The organism is Salmonella sp. SAL04213, from assembly GCF_046550535.1.
In the GTDB taxonomy this organism is placed as follows: Bacteria; Pseudomonadota; Gammaproteobacteria; order Enterobacterales; family Enterobacteriaceae; genus Salmonella; species Salmonella enterica.
In genome coordinates this window covers 273,494-292,303 of the sequence record NZ_JBGDXS010000004.1, presented here as the reverse complement: position 1 = coordinate 292,303, position 18,810 = coordinate 273,494, and the positions used below count along the sequence as shown (strand labels likewise).

13 protein-coding genes are annotated in these 18,810 nt (G+C 53.0%); 4 read left to right on the top strand and 9 right to left on the bottom strand.

The window, feature by feature from the left end; genetic code table 11:
- Positions 1-58: 58 nt before the first annotated feature.
- The 6 genes from lldD to ACLJPQ_RS13115 form a co-directional block, all read right to left on the bottom strand.
- Positions 59-1,249 carry a quinone-dependent L-lactate dehydrogenase gene (gene lldD, locus ACLJPQ_RS13140; protein WP_000586988.1) on the bottom strand — a complete coding sequence of 397 codons (1,191 nt, stop codon included), beginning with the start codon at positions 1,247-1,249 and terminating at the stop codon, positions 59-61.
- Positions 1,246-2,022 carry a transcriptional regulator LldR gene (lldR, locus tag ACLJPQ_RS13135; RefSeq protein WP_001650988.1) on the bottom strand — a complete coding sequence of 259 codons (777 nt, stop codon included), beginning with the start codon at positions 2,020-2,022 and terminating at the stop codon, positions 1,246-1,248. The genes lldD and lldR overlap by 4 nt, the downstream gene beginning before the upstream one ends.
- Entirely contained in the window at positions 2,019-3,674 is a 1,656-nt protein-coding gene (lldP, locus tag ACLJPQ_RS13130; RefSeq protein ID WP_001055304.1) for an L-lactate permease, read from the bottom strand. Before lldP ends, lldR begins: the two co-directional genes overlap by 4 nt.
- Before the next feature lie 298 nt (positions 3,675-3,972).
- Positions 3,973-8,391 (bottom strand): trimeric autotransporter adhesin SadA, encoded by a 4,419-nt coding sequence (sadA, locus tag ACLJPQ_RS13125; RefSeq protein WP_080184956.1) that lies wholly within the window; start codon positions 8,389-8,391, stop codon positions 3,973-3,975.
- 43 nt (positions 8,392-8,434) lie between these two features.
- A complete protein-coding gene (locus ACLJPQ_RS13120) occupies positions 8,435-9,118 on the bottom strand; it encodes a DUF3251 domain-containing protein (protein ID WP_000549449.1) in 684 nt (227 codons plus the stop codon).
- Between the two features lie 488 nt (positions 9,119-9,606).
- Entirely contained in the window at positions 9,607-9,969 is a 363-nt protein-coding gene (locus ACLJPQ_RS13115) for a YibL family ribosome-associated protein (RefSeq protein ID WP_000665687.1), read from the bottom strand.
- Between the two features lie 290 nt (positions 9,970-10,259).
- Here ACLJPQ_RS13115 and ACLJPQ_RS13110 point away from each other — a divergent pair, with 290 nt between their 5' ends.
- On the top strand, positions 10,260-10,469 hold the full coding sequence (locus tag ACLJPQ_RS13110; RefSeq protein WP_001062558.1) for a hypothetical protein: 210 nt from the start codon (positions 10,260-10,262) through the stop codon (positions 10,467-10,469).
- Between the two features lie 9 nt (positions 10,470-10,478).
- Here ACLJPQ_RS13110 and mtlR read toward each other — a convergent pair whose 3' ends face one another.
- The 3 genes from mtlR to mtlA all read right to left on the bottom strand — a co-directional run bounded on the left by mtlR (position 10,479) and on the right by mtlA (position 14,351).
- Complete coding sequence (mtlR, locus tag ACLJPQ_RS13105; protein ID WP_000193201.1) at positions 10,479-11,069, bottom strand: mannitol operon repressor MtlR; 591 nt, start codon at positions 11,067-11,069, stop codon at positions 10,479-10,481.
- Positions 11,066-12,214: a mannitol-1-phosphate 5-dehydrogenase gene (gene mtlD / locus ACLJPQ_RS13100; protein WP_000645395.1), complete on the bottom strand. Its 1,149-nt coding sequence runs from the start codon at positions 12,212-12,214 to the stop codon at positions 11,066-11,068. The genes mtlR and mtlD overlap by 4 nt, the downstream gene beginning before the upstream one ends.
- Positions 12,215-12,434: 220 nt before the next feature.
- Positions 12,435-14,351 carry a PTS mannitol transporter subunit IICBA gene (mtlA, locus tag ACLJPQ_RS13095; RefSeq protein WP_000093290.1) on the bottom strand — a complete coding sequence of 639 codons (1,917 nt, stop codon included), beginning with the start codon at positions 14,349-14,351 and terminating at the stop codon, positions 12,435-12,437.
- Positions 14,352-14,826: 475 nt separating this feature from the next.
- On the opposite strand from mtlA, the gene ACLJPQ_RS13090 reads away from it, so the two are divergent.
- From ACLJPQ_RS13090 to selB, 3 genes are all read left to right on the top strand, one after another.
- A complete protein-coding gene (locus tag ACLJPQ_RS13090) occupies positions 14,827-15,435 on the top strand; it encodes a glutathione S-transferase (RefSeq protein WP_000766681.1) in 609 nt (202 codons plus the stop codon).
- Between the two features lie 98 nt (positions 15,436-15,533).
- On the top strand, positions 15,534-16,925 hold the full coding sequence (gene selA / locus ACLJPQ_RS13085; protein ID WP_080184957.1) for an L-seryl-tRNA(Sec) selenium transferase: 1,392 nt from the start codon (positions 15,534-15,536) through the stop codon (positions 16,923-16,925).
- A complete protein-coding gene (selB, locus tag ACLJPQ_RS13080; RefSeq protein WP_080184958.1) occupies positions 16,922-18,772 on the top strand; it encodes a selenocysteine-specific translation elongation factor in 1,851 nt (616 codons plus the stop codon). The genes selA and selB overlap by 4 nt, the downstream gene beginning before the upstream one ends.
- Positions 18,773-18,810: the final 38 nt, after the last annotated feature.

Genomic DNA, 18,810 nt, shown 5'->3' with positions numbered 1-18,810 from the left:
CCCTTAAATGCGGGGGGCAGAATAGCAGAAATTTACCGGGCTCTCACGCGCCAGGCGTTCAGGCGGCATCGCCTTTGCTCATTGGCGCCAGCGCGGCGGGCAAACTTTTCCCCAGTTCCTGCACCAGTGAATCGCCACTGATTTCGCTAATGGATTTCGCGCCGGTCAGGGTCATGGCGACTTTCATCTCTTTCTCGATCAGGTCCAGCAGATTGGCGACACCCGCTTTTCCTGCCGTCGCCAGCGCGTAGAGATAGGCCCGACCCAGCAGTACGGTATCGGCCCCCAACGCAATCATACGCACGACATCCAGCCCGTTACGAATCCCGCTATCCGCCAGAATGGCGATATCGCCTTTCACCGCATCGGCAATGGCGGGCAGGGCGCGGGCGGAAGAGAGCACGCCATCGAGCTGGCGGCCGCCGTGATTCGACACCACGATACCGTCAGCGCCGAAACGTACCGCATCGCGGGCATCTTCTGGATCGAGGATCCCTTTGATCACCATTGGGCCGTCCCAGAATTCGCGTATCCACTCCAGATCTTTCCAGGAGATGGACGGATCGAAGTTATTTGCCAGCCAGCCGATATAGTCCTCAAGGCCGGTCGGTTTACCCAGATAGGCGGAAATATTGCCTAAATCATGCGGGCGACCGTTCAGGCCGACATCCCACGCCCATTTAGGGTGCATCACCGCCTGCCAGTAACGGCGCATGGCCGCGTTTGGGCCGCTCATCCCGGAGTGGGCGTCACGGTAGCGCGCGCCCGGCGTCGGCATATCCACGGTAAAGACCAGCGTGGAGCAGCCCGCCGCTTTCGCACGTTCAAGCGCGTTGCGCATAAAGCCCCGGTCACGCAGTACATAAAGCTGGAACCACATCGGGCGCTTAATGGTTGGTGCAACTTCTTCAATCGGACAGACGGAGACGGTGGAAAGGGTGAACGGAATGCCCTTTGCGTCTGCGGCGGCGGCGGCCTGTACTTCGCCGCGACGGGCGTACATGCCGCACAGGCCTACCGGCGCTAATGCCACCGGCATCGACAACGTTTCGTTAAACAGGGTCGTTTCCAGGCTTAAATCGGACATATTTTTCAGCACGCGCTGGCGCAGAGCGACTTGCGACAGGTCTTCCACATTTCGGCGCAGGGTATATTCCGCATACGCGCCGCCGTCGATGTAGTGGAAGAGGAAAGGAGGCAACGTGCGCTGAGCTGCGGCGCGATAATCGCTGGCTGCTGAAATAATCATGATTTATTCTCCCTGGTCATCTCATTATGGTCGCCGGGCAGGCGGGTAATACGCGCCTGGCGGGCCTGGTCTTCATCAAATCGTTTAATCGTAGTGTGGACAAAACTGAGGTGCGCCATCATCGCTTTACGCGCACCCTCGGCGTTACCGTCCAGAATGGCGTCCATCACCGCCTGGTGTTGTTCCGTCAGCTTTGAGAATACGGGCGGAACGAGATACATACGCTGGCGACTCTGTTTGACGGAGGATTGCAGGACGTCGAAGAAACCGCGCATGGTTTGCAACAGCACCACATTGTGCGAGGCTTCCGCGATCGCCAGATGAAAGCGCACGTCGGCCTGGGAGGCGAGATCCGGGTCTTCGCTGAGCGTCGCATCAAAGCAGAGTCTGATTTTCTCTTTGTCGGCAGCGGTGGCACGCATGGCGGCGTGCCAGGCCGTACTGGCTTCAATGGCGTGGCGGGCTTCCAGAATGTCGAAACTGTAGTCCGGATCGTCCGCCAGCAGGGTTTTCAGCGGTTGTACGATATTCTGTTCAGACCAGGTTTCGTGCTGCCAGCGGACAAATGTCCCGCCGCCGCGACGGCTCACCAGCACGCCTTCGCTGACCAGCTTCGCCAGCGCTTCGCGTAAAGAGTTGCGTGATACGCCAAGCTGTAGAGCCAACTGGCGCTCGGCGGGCAATTTCATGCCCGCTTCCAGGTTTTGTTCTTCAATCAGCGCCCGCACGCGAGAGGCAATCTCGTCTGACAGGCGTTTTGGCATCACAATCACGGAATCATCCAGGTTAAAACATAGGCCTGAAGCGTAGTGATCACGCCCACCATACAGGTGAAGATCAGGCTGTGTTTGACGGTAAAACGGAACAGATCGGACTCTTTCCCTACCAGCCCCACCGCCGCGCAGGCGATGGCGATAGACTGCGGTGAGATCATCTTCCCGGTTACGCCTCCAGTGGTATTCGCCGCCACCATCAGCACATCAGAGACGCCGATTTGCTGCGCCGCGGTAGCCTGTAGAGAGGCAAACAGCGCGTTAGATGAGGTATCCGAGCCGGTCAGGAAGACCCCCAGCCAGCCGAGGAACGGCGAGAAGAACGTGAAGGCGCTGCCGGTGTGCGCCAGCGCTAACGCCAGCGTGGAGGAAAGCCCGGAATAGTTCGAGATAAACGCGAACGCCAGCACCATGCCGATGGAGTAAATCGGCAACGCCAGCTCTTTCAGCGTGCTGCCAAAGGTCTGGATTGCGGCTGAGGGTTTCATTTTCAGCCAGACGATAGACAACAGCGCGGCAAACAGGATCGCCGTGCCGGTGGCGGAGAACCAGTCAAATTTATACACCGCCGCGTAAGCGGTCGCTTCGTGTACGACCGGCGGCATACGGGCGACCAGTTTATCGAGATACGGTACCGGAACGTTAATTACCCAGTCATACAGCGCGCCGCCGGGGGCAAACAGCGCTTTGAACGGCGGTATGCTCCAGAGAGTGACCGTGGCGGTCAGGAACAGGAACGGCGACCAGGCGCGAACAATTTGTCCTGTCGTATAGCGGGTACGGGCCAGCGTCTGATCGACCTGTGACGCGCCCATATCGCCGAAGCGGAAGATGCGCACCGGCTGCCAACGTTTGAGGAACAGCGTCAGGCACACCAGAGACACCAGCGAAGAGATAATGTCCGGCAGTTCCGGCCCGATAAAGTTGGAGCTGAGATACTGGGCGATAGCAAACGAGCCGCCAGCGACCATCACCGCAGGCCAGGTTTCTTTCACGCCGCGCCAGCCATCCATAATAGCCATAATCCAGAACAGCACGATAATCGTCAGGAACGGCAACTGACGACCGACCATCTGGCCAATCTCAAAGCTGTCCAGGCCCGTGACCTGTCCGGCAACCAGAATCGGGATCCCCATCGCGCCAAAGGCGACAGGCGCGGTGTTTACAATCAGGCACAACCCTGCCGCATACAGCGGATTAAAGCCCAGACCCACCAGCAGCGCGGCGGTTATCGCCACCGGCGCGCCGAAACCCGCCGCGCCTTCAAGGAACGCGCCGAAGCAGAAGCCGACAATCAGCATTTGCAGACGTTGATCGGGGGTAATCGACAGAATTGACGAGCGAATAATGTCAAACTGCCCGGTCTTGACCGAAATTTTATAGACGAAGACCGCGGCGATGATTATCCAGGCAATCGGCCATAGCCCGTAGAAGAAGCCATACACGACCGATGCCAGCGCGTGATCGACCGGCATTTTATAGAACAGCAGCGCAACGGCGAGCGCGATAACCACCGTCCACGAAGCGGCAACGTAGCCTTTCAGCTTGAGTTTAATCAGGGCGAAAAAGAAGAACAGGATTGGGAGCGATGCGATCAGGCTGGAAAGCCAGATATTACCCGCCGGGTCATAGTTTTGTTGCCAGAGGTTCATTGCAGGTCTCCTGAGAACCACACGCATAATGGGATGAATCTTTGCTCATCTCGTTGAAGTCACATTATGTGTAAAAGTGGTCCTGCCAATATTGTTGTGTATGGATAATGACAACAAATAGTTAACCAGATGTTATTTATTGGCAACGGTATTGTAGAGTTAATTTAGTGAAATGTGAGTAGGCTGTGGTAACGGGCTAAAATTGGTAGGGCCAATTGAGGGGAGAGGACAGCAAAGGGAAGTGAAAAGGCAATGGCATTATGCCATTGCCTTTGATGTCGGGAGTGTTGTTACTTCATTACCACTGGAAGCCCGCGCCAATGGCCGCAGAGTAATCGCCCTGGCTGTTGCTGGTTCCTTGCAATTTATACACCCAGCCCCCGCTTTCACTTACCATGGAGACACCAATGGCGACGGCACTTTCACCATTAAACGTACCGCCAGCAATCGAGGTCATGTTGGCGCCCGGGGCGTAGGCTTGTGGCAGACCGGCCATCGCCATCGCTGAAGCGATACCGCCGCTCATCTTGTTTTCTACGCCTTTGATTTTGCTGTTCATTTCACCCATTTTCTGGTCGGTATAGGTGTTTGCTTCTTCGACGCTGCGTTTCAATTGCGCATAGTTAACCGCATCCGTATCATTCACCGCCGCTGAAACATTGCCGATCCGAGTGGTACCGCCACTCCCGTCTCCCAGGTTGAGCACGCTATAGTTAACCGAGCCATCTGCATTGGTTTCATAACGCACGGAGCCTGCTTCTGAGGCTTTCAGTTGCGCCACATTAACCGCGTCAGTGTTGTTCACCCCTGCGGCAACGTTGGTAATACGGCGTTGTTGAGTAGAAGAGCCGACAGACACAGTATTAGCTTCATCTGCGACGGAATTTGTGCCTAACGCCACGCTGTTTTCAGCGGCAGCAATAGAGCCAGAGCCAATCGCGACGCTGTCCGCACCCTGGGCATTTGCATCTACGCCATCGGTGTTGGTCTTGAAGTACTTGGTGCTACCGGTAGTGACGATATCGCCAATACCGTTTTCAATATTGGTGACGCGAGTATCAAGACTACTCACCTGCGTGTTCAGGTTATTGATGCTTTCGGTATTCGCGGCAACACGGCTGTCGGTGACTTTCAATTGACCAACGTTAACGGCATCGGTATCTGCCGAACCCGCCGCGACGTTAGTGATCTGACGTTGACCGTCTTCACTGCCGACAGAGAACTCACCGACAGAGTTCTGCGGTGTGTCCATGTTGTAGGCGGTGTAGTCAGTCTGTGCGCCGCGAGTGGTCTGAGAACCATTACCCATTGCAATACTGTTTGCATGGTAGGCGCGTGCGTTAGAACCGATAGCAATACCGTTGATGGCATCAGCCATCACCAGTGTATTCAGACCAATACCAATACCTGCATCAGCATTGACGATGGTCTTCGCACCCATTGCCAGTGAGTCAGTTCCGACAGCCAGTGAATCTTCTTCCGTTGAGTTTGCGTGGTAGTACTTGGTCGGTGTAGTAGTGACCGCACCAATGGCATTTTGTAACTGACGAACTGTTACCGCATCTTGCGCTTCAGAGCCGTCAGCAACGTTGGTAATTTGACGATAGCTTTCTCCATCCGTCCCCAATGACAACGCGCCCAGCAACTCTCTGTCTGTTGTATTGTAGCCAATGACGACGCCATCGCTTGTTACGCTCGTTTCTCGTATACCGGTTGTAATAGCGCGGTTAGAGGTGGAGCCACTGCCCAAAGCGATACTGCCATCAATGGTGCTGCTGCTGTTTTGGCCAAGAGCCAGGCTGCCAGCGCCAGAGGCGACGGCGTCGTAACCTACTGCCGTTGCGCCGTTACCCGTTGCGTATGCATCCTGGCCTTCAAGCCCGTTATCATTCGTACGGATGTATTTCACGCCGGTACCATTTTCCGTGATATAGGTTTCGCTGGTATCGCCGGCTAGTTGGCTAATAGATTCATTATACTGAGAAATCAGCATGTTAGTTTCATAAAGCTGAGAGCCATTAACGGCGTCAGTACTGTCACTGGCGATTTCACCTGCTGCTACATTGGTTATCTTATTGGTGCCGCTGGTACCGTGGCTGGCGCTGAACGCGCCTTCTTCGTCATCCCAGCTCAGTGCATCGGTACCAAGATTGGTGATGGACGTATTGATATCCGCGATAGCAGAGGTGTTTTGATCCACCTTCTGGTTGGTTTCATACAACTGTGAGCCGTTTACCGCGTCTGTACTGTCCTCAGAAAGCGCCCCGGCGGCGACATTGGTTATTTTACTGGTGCTTCCACCGTGGTTTGCGCTGAAAGCGCCGATGTCTTCGTCCCATAACAGAGCGTTATCAGTGAGGCCGGTAATGGACGTATTAATGTCGGAGACAGAAGTATTCAGGTTCTCAATCGCGGTGCTGTTCTGAGTGATGTTAGTGGTATTGGCGGCGATATCGGTCGTGTTCTGATCCACTTTTTCATTGGTTTCGAACAGCTGCGATCCGTTAACCGCGTCGGTACTTTCTTCAGACAGCTCTCCGGCAGCAACGTTGGTGATTTTGTTTGTCGTACTACTTCCGTGGCTGGCAGAGAACGAACTCGTTGTCTCATTCCAGCTCAGGTTGTCAGAGCTAAGATTGGTGATGGACGTATTAATATCTGCGATAGCAGAGGTGTTTTGATCCACCCTCTGGTTGGTTTCATACAACTGGGAGCCGTTCACCGCGTCTGTACTGTCCTCAGAAAGGTCCCCGGCGGCGACATTGATGATTTTACTGGCGCTTCCGTTGTGGTTAGCGTTGAATGCGCCAGAGACTGCATCCCACAACAGGGCATCGTCGGTGAGCGTGGTAACTGAGTTGCTCAGGTTGTTGATACTGGTGGTGTTGGTGGCGATATCAGTGGTGTTCTGATTGATGCTGGTGGTGTTGGCAGCGATATCAGTGGTGTTCTGAGACACATTTTCATTGGTGGCAAACAATTGTGAGCCGTTAACGGCGTCGGTGCTGTCCGAAGCCAGGGTACCCGCCGCCAGATTGGTGATTTTGCTGTCGCTTCCGTTGTGGTTAGCGCTGAATGCGCCAGAGGTCGCATCCCAAAGCAGGGCATCATCGGTGAGCGTGGTGACGGAGTCGCTCAGACTGTTGATACTGGTGGTGTTGGTGGCGATATCAGTGGTGTTCTGATTGATGCTGGTGGTGTTGGCAGCGATGTCAGTGGTGTTCTGCGACACATTTTCGTTGGTGGCAAACAACTGAGAGCCGTTAACGGCGTCGGTGCTGTCAGCAGCCAGGGTACCCGCCGCCAGATTGGTGATTTTACTGTCGCTTCCGTTGTGCTTAGCGCTGAATGCGCCAGTGTCAGCATCCCAAAGCAGGGCATCATCGGTAAGGCCGGTGATGGAATCGCTCAGATTGTTGATATTGGTAGTGTTGGTGGCAATATCAGTGGTGTTCTGATTGATGCTGGTCGTATTGGCGGCGATATCGGTTGTGTTCTGGTTAATGCTGTCGGTATTAGCGGTAATATCGGCAGTGTTTTGGTTGATGCTGTCGGTATTGGTGGCGATATCAGCAGTGTTCTTATCCACTTTCTCATTTGTATCAAACAACTGAGAGCCGTTAACGGCGTCGGTGCTGTCTGCGGCCAGGGTACCCGCCGCCAGATTGGTGATTTTGCTGTCGCTTCCGTTGTGGTTAGCGCTGAATGCGCCAGAGGCTGCATCCCACAACAGGGCATCGTCGGTGAGCGTGGTGACGGAGTCGCTCAGGCTGTTGATATTGGTGGTGTTGGTGGCGATATCGGTTGTGTTTTGGTTAATGCTGTCGGTATTGGCAGCAATATCAGTGGTGTTCTGCGTCACATTGGCGTTGGTTGCAAATAGCTGAGAGCCGTTAACGGCGTCGGTGCTGCTTTCTGATATGGCTCCGTTACCAACGTTGACAATTTTGCGCTTTAGGGCATCACTCCCTACAGAAACTACGTTTTCTTCGGTCGCTGTAGAATTGCTCCCTATCGCGACGGAATTTTTTGCAGAGGTTACCGCCCCACTACCGAAGGCAATGCCATTTGCCGCATCTGACGTTACGGATGTATTGTAACCGAAAGCCATGCTATCCAGAGATGCGGCATTCGCCCCTAATCCTACCGTCAGGCTTCTTTCTGCTGATGATACGGTATCGCGTCCAAGCGCTATTGAATTTTTCCCTGAGGCATTTGCATTTGTTCCCAGTGCGATGGCGTAAAGATTTGAGGCAACTGCGTTTGTACCTACTGCCATAGAGTATTTAGCCGTAGAAGTGGTATGTGCACCTGCCCCTAGCGCCACTGAGCCTATACTCTCAGCAAGGCTATATCCGCCCAACGCAGTGCTGGAAGCCCCAGATGCCTTACTATAGTAACCTATTGCAATACCGGCACCCGCTACATATCCTTTGGACGGATCTTCTGCGACCTTTTCTTTAGTTGTTATTGTTGAATCAGCTTCGGCGCCTTCGCCAATGGCTATCCATCCATTCTCAGTGCCGATCCCTTTCCCTGTATCGTTCCCAGCATTGGCCAGTGCGTCCGCAGAAACCATAATGCTGCTAAGACTGATGAGTGCGGAAACCGCCAGCTTTCTGCGGCCGCTTTTTTTGCCGCGGCTTTTTGCGGTTTCGCTGGTGACAACAAATGTTCCCGTAGCGGCATTCCAGAGGACTCTAAATATTCTGTTCATGAATAAATGCTTTCCTTTTCTAAAATAATTGTATCAATGGCTATTATTTTTTTGGCTTCTTTTTCGTATCATTAATAGGCTGTATGCTGTCGAATATGACATTCTCCATGTTAATACCTATTTTTAGATACTTAAGATTATTGGGCGATACGCCTTTTAATGTTAGCGTGACGTTTGTCCATGCTCCCGGTAAGAGTTCGATTGTCGAATCCATTTTTGTGTTGAGCAGGAGTTGTCGCCAGCGAGGCAGATCTTTTGCCTCGGAAGGTTTTTTCGTACCCCATGTCATATTAAACGCAAGGTTTGATACGGGAATGCTGAGTAAGTTAACTAAATCAAGATGAATAACACTTCCATTATCTATTGGTTCAATAGATAGAATACGCCCGGCTAATCCGATATTGCCGTTGTTAATAATAAAATAGTGCGTTTGTGATGGGTCCAGTTCTGTATAGTCGAATAGCCGTTGTTTGCGTTCAACGCGGCCAACGACTTCGGCGACCTTTTGAGTCGTGTTGATAACCGTAGCTTGTTGTTTTTCTAGCAAATTCATCTTTGCTTCTTGTTCTTTTTGTTGTTTTTCTAACAGGTTTATCTTTGTTTCTTGTTCTTTTTGTTGTTTTTTCAGCTCTTCAACAAGGTGTTTATCTGCAAAGTAGTCACAACCAGATAAAAAGAATGTGAATCCCAAAGCAAGCAGGGGGATAAATTTTCCATTTTTGTGCATATAAAATATCCTTGTTAATAATTTATATAATATAAATAGTTAACCTGTTATTTATACAGCTAACTTATCATTTTGCGAGCATTGCCAATAGCCATTAATATATGGTTATAATTAAAACATTCATTGTTTCTATAGAAATGCGCAAATACCCGACGTTGTTTATCAATTACTCATAGCAATGCTTTATAAAAATATAATTATAATATTTATGTATGGGGATTTTTTTCAGGGATGATAATGTTATTTAATTTTGCGGGTCAATCATATTCTGCGGGATATAAGAAAAGAGGATGAAAAAAAATTCATTGTATAAATACAAACAGGCATGATAGTGGAATTTTTCATCCTGAAAAAGCAGGGACTACCGTTAAAAATGAACTTGTATATAAGCGGTGTAAATACTTCCAGGAAAAATTCGGAATATAGCCCGATGCTCTCAAGACACCCTCCGTACAACGGGTGTCCTGAGAGCCTGTGATGCGGAAGGTTTAGAACTCGCTCTTCGCGAAGCCTGTCATCTCTTTGAGCCCCATTTCCCGGCCCAGCGCCGTCATCGGGTGGACCACGATCAGGCCGCGTACGCTTTTTTTGAGTTTGCCCATATCGGCCTGCTCTTTTTTAGTGATCGCGCGGCGAAACGGCAGGTTCATCAGCTTCTGCGCTTCTTTACTCAGTTTCTGGCTGTGTACTTCGCGCAGACGGATAATTTCTGCTTCCAGCGTCTCTTTTTCTTTTTCCAGCTCCGCGTATTTATCGGCGGATTCAACCAGAGAGAGACCTGCCTGCTGGTGGCGAATAGCGTCAAGACGATCGCTCAGGCGTTTAATTTCGTTTTTTTCGACTTCTTTCATGGGATAGCTTCTGATAGAAATGGGATAGATACCTTATAGTATGCGCGCAGTGAGTGATTCTTCACAACTCATGACGTAAAGATAATCAATTATGGCAAGTATTACACTGCTCACTATTTAATTATCTCGTTGAGAATAAAATCCTTTTTGTCGAAAGAAAAGATGAAGCGCCCTTTTGTCGGCAAGAAAAGCGATTAAGCACATTTTCCTCAATGACAACGCTAAATTGATCCTAAACTCAAATAAGCGACCGCGGGAGTCAGACGCGGGTCCCACATGGAGGATCTATCATGGCAAAAATAGGTGAGAACGTACCACTTCTTATTGATAAAGCCGTCGATTTTATGGCGTCCAGCCAGGCGTTCCGTGAATACCTGAATAAAACGCCGCCGCGTGATTATGTTCCTTCCGAAGTGCCGTCGGAGAGCGCGCCCATTTATTTGCAGCGTCTGGAATATTACCGACGGCTGTACCGACCAAAAGAAGAAGAAAGAGGTTAACGGCGGGATTTACTTTTGAAAGGCCTTTTTTAAGCTGATTTTAGAAATCAGCTCGGTCAGAGAGAGAACCATCGTCGAACGCACCGCCTGCTGGTAGCGCTGAATTTGCATGGCGTATAGCGCCGCGTCGGACGTATCAAAATGCGGCGGCGGCGGTAGCGCCATGACGCAGTGCAGTTCGCCAAACGGCCCGAGGATTTCATCGTCGGTAAAGGCGTACTCATTGCCGTCGTGATTCAGCTCTTCGCGCAGCGCCATTAACAGCTCCGCATCTTCATATTCGGTGCGGCTGAGTACGCCCAGACCATAGATAAGTTTCAGACGTACCGAAAGATCGCCCAGCGGCCCGTCGCCGTCCAGCAACGGTTCCACAGCGTATTTCACCGCATAGTCGTCTTTGCGAAACACCTGGAGCACCAGAATATTCACCGCCTCGGTCAATAACTCGACGGCGGTAATCAGGAAGCTCCGTACGGTTTTGCCAGCATTCAGACGCTCAAGCACACGATTTTCAAAGGCCTGGGTTTGTTCCATTATTGCCTGCATATCTGACAATCTGTTATTTGGGCGCAGGCTAACCTGCGCCGGATTCTGCGTCATTTGGTCGCGTTATATGCGTTAACCGCCTCCGCCACCACATCGCTATTGGCATCCAGCCCGGAAATTTGCGCCAGCGCGGCCTGCGGGCCTTTTTCGGTAATCAGAGCCGCCAACTCCTGCGCCTGCGGATCTTCATCACTACGGAAATGCATCGCCGCCGCGATCCCTTTGACCAGATTCACATGCGGCAGACCATATTCCAGGGTGCCAAGCAGTGGTTTGATCAGACGGTCGCCCGCGCTGAGTTTGCGTAGCGGCTGACGACCTACGCGTTCGACGTCATCTTTCAGATACGGGTTTTCAAAACGACCGAGGATTTTCTGAATGTATGCCGCATGTTTGTCGGCATCAAAACCGTAGCGTTTGATCAGCACCGCGCCGCTTTCTTCCATCGCGCCTTTCACCACCGCGCGAATACTCTCATCGAGAATGGCGTCGCGAATGGTTTGATGACCGGCTAATTTGCCGAGGTACGCGGTTATAGCATGACCTGTGTTCAGCGTGAAGAGTTTACGTTCGACAAATGCCATCAGGTTATCCGTTAACTCCATCCCCGGGATGTTTGGCAGTGTGCCTTTGAACTGAGTTTTATCGACGATCCACTCGCTGAAGGTTTCTACCGTCACTTCCAGCGGATCGTTGGTCGCAGAAGCAGATGGCGGCACAATACGGTCAACGGCGGAATCGACAAAACCGACGTGCTGTTCAACCCAGGCTTTATCGCCATCCGCCAGCGCGTTCATTACGTGGCCTTTCAGCTGCGTGGTGCCGCGCACCATATTTTCACAGGCGATGATATTCAGCGGGGCATCCACGCCCTGCGCCTTACGTTTTACCAGCCCTTTAGCGATGGCCGGAGCGATACGCTCAAGCACAACCGGACCCACGGCAGTAGTGATTAAATCAACGTGGGCAATCAGGTCGACAACATCATCGCCGATGCTGCTGACAGCGTTGACGCCGGAAACCGTATCCACCTGCTCATTTTCACCCACAACATGAACCTGATAGCTATGACGGGCATTCAGGGCATCGAGTACGACCTGGTTTACATCCGCAAACGTCAGTTGTATCCCCGCGTCAGCCAGCAGTTTGCCGATAAAGCCACGACCGATATTACCTGCGCCAAAATGTAATGCTTTCATAGTATTAACCTTCATTAATGTTTTTACCCGAGAGGGCTGGGGTGAGGCTTTTCCCTCAACCTAACCCTCTCCACAAGGGAGAGGGTATCGCCTTCATATTTCGAACTGCAGATGCGTTGGCTCTCCTCGCTCACCCCAGTCACGTACTTATGTACGCTCCTGGGGATTCACTGCGTTGCCGCCTTCCTGCAGCTCGAACTATTTTGGGGATACTTAACTGTTAAGCTTTTTTACCTGCCAGCAGTTCCAGCACTTCATCCACGCTGGTGGTGTGCGCCAGACGTTCGATTACGGATTCATCATCCAGCGCGTTGGTCAGGCTGGTGATGACCTGGATGTGCTCATTGTTACGTGCGGCGATACCAATGACCAGACGGGCAATATCGTCTTCTTCTTCACCGAAGCGTACGCCTTCCGGATACTGGCAGAACACCACGCCGGTTTTCAGCACGCGATCTTTCGCTTCCACTGTACCGTGCGGTACTGCGATGGATTCACCGAGGTAAGTCGGCGTCAGCTTTTCGCGGTCCAGCATCGCCTCGACGTATTCCGGCTCAACATAGCCGCCTTTCACCAGTTGTTCACCGGCAAAGCGAATCGCCTCTTCTTTGTTAGCGGCTTTACGGCCCAGGAAGATATTCTCCGCACCCAGTTTGAACAGGTTGTTATCACCCTCCTCAAAGCTGTCTTTCAGATGGTCGCGTACTTTCTCTTCATTAGTATTGTGGCGCTGTGCGGCAACCAGACGTTCGGTCAGGCTGGTGTACAGGCCGCTATCCAGGAAGTTGGTCAGCGAAATATGCTGCGCCTGCGGTACCTGACGCATCGCGCGCTCGGTAAGGTCACGGTGAGTAATGACCAGATCCACATCCGGCGGCAGATTGTTAATGGCGCTGTTGGTGACGGAGATCTGGCTCAGGCCCGCATCCTGTACTTTCTTACGCAGTACCCCTGCGCCCATCGCGCTGGAACCCATACCGGCATCGCAAGCCACGATGATTTTACGCACATGGCTCAGGTCGTTGGTCACGTCGCCAGCCGCCAGCGGAGAGGCGCCTTTAGATTCCGCTTTCATGTCCTGCATACGACGGGTGGCCGCTTCAATGTCATCTTCTTCTTTCACTTTGCTGGTTTTCAGCAGAATTGCAGAAACCACGAAGGAGACTGCCATTGCCGCCACGATGGCAGCGATGTTAGCGAAGTAAGCGCCTTTTGGCGTCATCGCCAGTACCGCCAGAATCGAGCCAGGAGAAGCCGGAGAAACCAGACCGCCGTTCAGGATGGTCAGGGTGAATACGCCGGTCATACCGCCAAGGATAACGGCCAGGATCAGACGTGGGTTCATCAGCACGTACGGGAAGTAGATCTCATGGATACCGCCCAGGAAGTGGATAATTGCCGCGCCGCCCGCAGACTGTTTAGCGCTGCCGCGACCGAAGAACATGTACGCCAGCAGGACGCCCATCCCCGGACCCGGGTTAGCTTCAATCAGGAAGAAGATGGATTTACCCATCTCATGGGACTGCTGGATACCCAGTGGTGAGAAGATGCCGTGGTTAATCGCGTTATTGAGGAACAGGATTTTCGCCGGTTCAACAAAAATGGACGCCAGCGGCAGCATATCGTGCGCCACCATGAAGTTAACGCCCGCCGCCAGAATTTTGGACAGGACTTCAACCGCCGGACCAATACCGAGGAACGCCAGGATGGCGAGGATCATACCGATAATGCCAGCGGAGAAGTTGTTCACCAGCATCTCAAAACCGGATTTGATCTTACCGTCTACCCAACTGTCGAATTTCTTAATGCAGTAGCCGCCTAATGGACCGGCGATCATTGAGCCGAGGAACATCGGCATATCCGCGCCGACAATAACGCCCATGGTAGTGATAGCTCCCACCACGCCGCCGCGCTCGCCGCCAACCAGACGACCGCCGGTATAACCGATGAGCAGCGGCAGCAGGTAGGTGATCATCGGACCAACCAGTTTCGCCAGCGTTTCGTTAGGCAACCACCCTGTTGGAATAAATAATGCGGTGATAATACCCCACGCGATAAACGCGCCGATATTAGGCATCACCATATTGCTGAGGAATCGACCAAAGCTTTGCACTTTGATCTTAATATCGGATGACATAAAAACACCCCTTCTTATGTTGCTGTCGCGCAGGCTGAAAGCCCGAGGTTTGTTAATGTAGCGGCAGAGGTAGCCGGACCCTGTAGTGTAGATACTGCGCAATCTGGCACTGAATCGTTCAACTGTCCAGACAGGGACAATTTATGTGATTTGTGTCACATAAATATAGGGGGTAGAGAGGTAATTGATGTGATATTGATCACAAAGTGGCTGTGTAAAAAAACAACGAATCTAATTTTTAGCCCTTAAAAGACCATTTTATGTGAGATATTTCACATTTTTATTTTGGTGCTTTGTTGAATTTTTGTGATCCTCTTCACAAGAAATTTTAAGCCCGGGTAACGCCAATACGATCCGGCAAACATTTTGTCGCGAGCTCACTCACGTTATGTCATTCAGCAACCTCCTTTTGCGTCTCTTTTCGTCTTATTTGAGCCATACTATGATTTTTACTGGTTGGCAAAAAGGACACGGCATGAAACTCATCGGTAGCTACACCAGCCCTTTTGTGCGCAAAATCTCTGTTCTGCTGCTCGAAAAAGGCATTACCTTCGAATTTATTAATGAACTACCCTACGAGGCGGATAACGGCGTGGCGCAATACAACCCTCTGGGTAAGGTGCCAGCGCTGGTGACGGAGAAAGGCGAGTATTGGTTCGATTCGCCGATCATCGCGGAATATATTGAGCTGCTGGATATCGCGCCAGCGATGCTCCCGCGTGACCCGATGGCAGCGCTTAAAGTTCGCCAGCTTGAAGCGTTGGCTGACGGCATTATGGATGCAGCGTTGGTTTCTGTACGCGAACAGGCGCGTCCGGCGGCGCAACAATCGGAAACGGAACTGCTGCGCCAGCGGGAAAAAATCAACCGCAGCCTGGATATGCTCGAAAGTTATCTGAGCGACGGGACGCTAAAAACGGATACGGTCAATCTGGCGACTATCGCGATTGCCTGTGCGGTAGGCTATCTCAACTTCCGCCGGGTCGCGCCTGGCTGGTGTGTTAGCCGCCCCCACCTGGTCAAACTGGTCGAAACGCTTTTTCAACGCGAAAGCTTTGCCCGCACCGAAGCGCCAAAGGCTTGACGCGCATTATGTCCGCCTGAGCAAACTCACGTTACAATCCCCCTTATGTCGATATCCCTCTCCCGCCAGGAGAGGGCCACCAACAGCCAGGCATTTTCATGACAAGCGAAACGCGTACACTCTACAGCCAGCTTCCTGCTATCGATCGCTTATTGCACGATAGCGCTTTTCTTTCTCTGCGCGATCGGTATGGCCATACCCAGGTGGTTGATCTGCTTAGGCGGATGCTTGACGACGCGCGCGACGTCATCCGGAATACGCAAACGCTTCCCGACTGGTACGCAGACTGGGCGCAAGAGGCGAAACTCCGGCTGGAAAATGCGGCGCAAAGCGCGCTGCGCCCGGTGATTAACCTGACGGGGACGGTGTTGCACACCAATCTTGGCCGCGCATTGCAGGCGCAAGAAGCGATTGAGGCGGTAACGCAGGCGATGCGCGCGCCGGTGACGCTGGAATACGATTTAGATGGCGCCGGGCGGGGGCATCGCGACCGGGCGCTGGCGACGCTGTTATGCCGTATCACCGGGGCGGAGGACGCCTGTATCGTCAATAACAATGCGGCGGCGGTATTGCTGATGCTGGCGGCGACCGCCAGCGGCAAAGAGGTGGTGGTTTCGCGTGGCGAGCTGGTCGAAATCGGCGGCGCGTTTCGTATTCCGGATGTTATGCGCCAGGCGGGCTGTACGCTGCATGAAGTGGGCACCACCAACCGGACGCACGCGAAAGATTACCGTCAGGCGGTAAATGAAAATACCGGGCTGTTGATGAAGGTGCATACCAGTAATTACAGCATTGAGGGCTTTACCAAAACGGTAGAGGAAGCGGAACTGGCGGAAATCGGGCGAGAGCTGGATATTCCGGTGGTGGCGGATCTGGGCAGCGGTTCGCTGGTGGATTTAAGTCAATATGGCTTACCCAAAGAGCCGATGCCGCAGCAGCTCATTGCCGCAGGCGTCAGCCTGGTAAGCTTCTCCGGCGATAAGTTGCTGGGCGGGCCGCAGGCCGGGATTATCGTCGGCAAAAAAGCGATGATTGCCCAACTGCAAAGCCATCCGCTGAAACGCGCTCTGCGCGCGGATAAAATGACGCTGGCGGCGCTGGAGGCAACGTTACGTCTGTATCTGCACCCGGAAGCGTTGGCGGAGAAATTACCCACCCTGCGTCTGTTAACCCGCAATGAAGCGTCGATTCGCGAACAAGCGCAGCGGTTACAGGCGCGGCTGGCGGCACGTTACGGCGATGAATTTGCGCTGGAGGTTAAACCCTGCCTGTCGCAAATCGGCAGCGGTTCATTACCAGTAGACCGCCTTCCCAGCGCCGCCATGACCTTTACCCCGCACGACGGGCGTGGTAGTCGGCTGGAGGCACTGGCGGCCCGCTGGCGCACGCTGCCTGTACCGGTCATTGGCCGAATTTATGATGGCCGTTTATGGCTGGATATGCGCTGTCTTGAAGACGAAAGCCGGTTTATGGAGATGATGCTGAAATGATTATTGCAACTGCCGGACACGTAGACCACGGTAAAACGACGTTGCTCCAGGCGATTACCGGAGTCAATGCCGATCGCCTGCCGGAAGAGAAAAAACGCGGGATGACTATCGATCTGGGCTACGCCTATTGGCCGCAGCCGGATGGTCGTGTGCTGGGCTTTATCGATGTGCCTGGACATGAAAAATTCCTCTCTAACATGCTGGCGGGCGTAGGCGGTATTGATCACGCTTTGCTGGTGGTCGCCTGTGATGACGGCGTCATGGCGCAAACGCGCGAGCATTTACAGATCCTGCAACTGACGGGCAATCTCCAGCTCACCGTCGCGCTGACCAAAGCCGATCGCGTGGATGAGGCGCGTATCGGTGAAGTACGTGAAGAGGTACTGGCGGCGCTCGACAACTATGGCTTCGCCGATACCGTTGTATTTGTCACCGCCGCCAATGAAGGACGCGGTATTGCAGAACTTCGCGCTCATTTACAGCAGCTTCCTGCACGTTTGCACGCCGCGCAGCATCGTTTCCGTCTGGCTATCGACCGTGCGTTTACGGTGAAAGGGGCGGGACTGGTGGTGACCGGAACGGCGCTGAGCGGAGAGGTAAAGGTAGGTGATACGCTGTGGTTAACCGGAGTAAATACGCCGATGCGCGTACGAAGTCTACACGCGCAAAATCAGCCCACTGACCATGCGTATGCCGGGCAACGTATTGCGCTCAATATTGCGGGCGATGCGGAGAAGGAGCAGCTTAACCGCGGCGACTGGCTGCTTTCCGATGCGCCGGTGGGGGAGGCTTTTTCCCGGGTGATCGTTTCTCTGGCGCTTCATGCGCCGCTTTCCCAATGGCAGCCGCTACATATTCACCATGCCGCCAGCCATGTGACCGGTCGCGTCTCTTTGCTGGAAGGCGGGCTGGCCGAGCTGATCTTTGATACGCCGTTGTGGCTGGCCGATAATGACAGACTGGTGCTGCGTGATATTTCCGCACGCGCCACCCTTGCCGGCGCACTCGTGGTGACGCTTAAGGCGCCACGTCGCGGTAAACGTAAGCCAGATTATTTGCACTGGCTTTCAACGCTTGCCGCCGCGCAGGACGATAGCGCGGCGTTGGCCATTCATCTGGAACGCGGCGCCGTCAACCTGCCGGATTTCGGTTGGGCGCGTCAGCTTAATCCTCTCGGTATGCGTCAGCTTATTGAGCAACATGGTTTTATCCAGGCCGGAGACAATCTGTTAAGCGCGCCCGTCGCCGCCCGCTGGCAGCGTAAGATTCTTGATACGCTGGCGACCTACCACGAACAGCACCGCGATGAACCGGGGCCGGGACGCGAGCGTTTACGTCGCATGGCCCTGCCAATGGAGGATGAAGCGCTGGTCCTGATGCTGATCGAGCGGATGCGCGACGACGGCCTGATTCATAGCCATCACGGTTGGTTGCATCTGCCGGATCATAAAGCAGGATTTAGCGATGAGCAGCAGGCCGTCTGGCAAAAAGTCGAACCGCTATTTGGCGATGAGCCCTGGTGGGTACGCGATCTGGCGAAAGAGACCGGAACGGAAGAACAATTGATGCGGCTGGTGCTGCGGCAGGCGGCACAGCAAGGCATCATTACCGCGATCGTAAAAGATCGGTACTATCGTAACGATCGGATAGTCGCTTTCGCCAATATGATCCGCGAGCTGGATCAAGAGAGAGGATCAACGTGTGCGGCGGATTTTCGCGACAGGCTGAATGTAGGGCGGAAACTGGCCATTCAGATCCTTGAATATTTTGACCGGATTGGATTTACACGACGTCGTGGGAATGATCATTTATTACGTGATGCGTTATTATTTCCGCAAAAAGAATGAAATGGTTAAATTAAATAACAAATGAAGCAATACAATTA

What these genes read in the sequence shown, in the direction of transcription:
- lldD (WP_000586988.1), bottom strand. Translation starts at nt 1,249, where the DNA reads ATGATTATTTCAGCAGCCAGCGATTATCGCGCCGCAGCTCAGCGCACG.
- lldP (WP_001055304.1), bottom strand. Translation starts at nt 3,674, where the DNA reads ATGAACCTCTGGCAACAAAACTATGACCCGGCGGGTAATATCTGGCTT.
- sadA (WP_080184956.1), bottom strand. Translation starts at nt 8,391, where the DNA reads ATGAACAGAATATTTAGAGTCCTCTGGAATGCCGCTACGGGAACATTT.
- ACLJPQ_RS13120 (WP_000549449.1), bottom strand. Translation starts at nt 9,118, where the DNA reads ATGCACAAAAATGGAAAATTTATCCCCCTGCTTGCTTTGGGATTCACA.
- ACLJPQ_RS13115 (WP_000665687.1), bottom strand. Translation starts at nt 9,969, where the DNA reads ATGAAAGAAGTCGAAAAAAACGAAATTAAACGCCTGAGCGATCGTCTT.
- ACLJPQ_RS13110 (WP_001062558.1), top strand. Translation starts at nt 10,260, where the DNA reads ATGGCAAAAATAGGTGAGAACGTACCACTTCTTATTGATAAAGCCGTC.
- mtlR (WP_000193201.1), bottom strand. Translation starts at nt 11,069, where the DNA reads ATGACGCAGAATCCGGCGCAGGTTAGCCTGCGCCCAAATAACAGATTG.
- mtlD (WP_000645395.1), bottom strand. Translation starts at nt 12,214, where the DNA reads ATGAAAGCATTACATTTTGGCGCAGGTAATATCGGTCGTGGCTTTATC.
- mtlA (WP_000093290.1), bottom strand. Translation starts at nt 14,351, where the DNA reads ATGTCATCCGATATTAAGATCAAAGTGCAAAGCTTTGGTCGATTCCTC.
- ACLJPQ_RS13090 (WP_000766681.1), top strand. Translation starts at nt 14,827, where the DNA reads ATGAAACTCATCGGTAGCTACACCAGCCCTTTTGTGCGCAAAATCTCT.
- selA (WP_080184957.1), top strand. Translation starts at nt 15,534, where the DNA reads ATGACAAGCGAAACGCGTACACTCTACAGCCAGCTTCCTGCTATCGAT.
- selB (WP_080184958.1), top strand. Translation starts at nt 16,922, where the DNA reads ATGATTATTGCAACTGCCGGACACGTAGACCACGGTAAAACGACGTTG.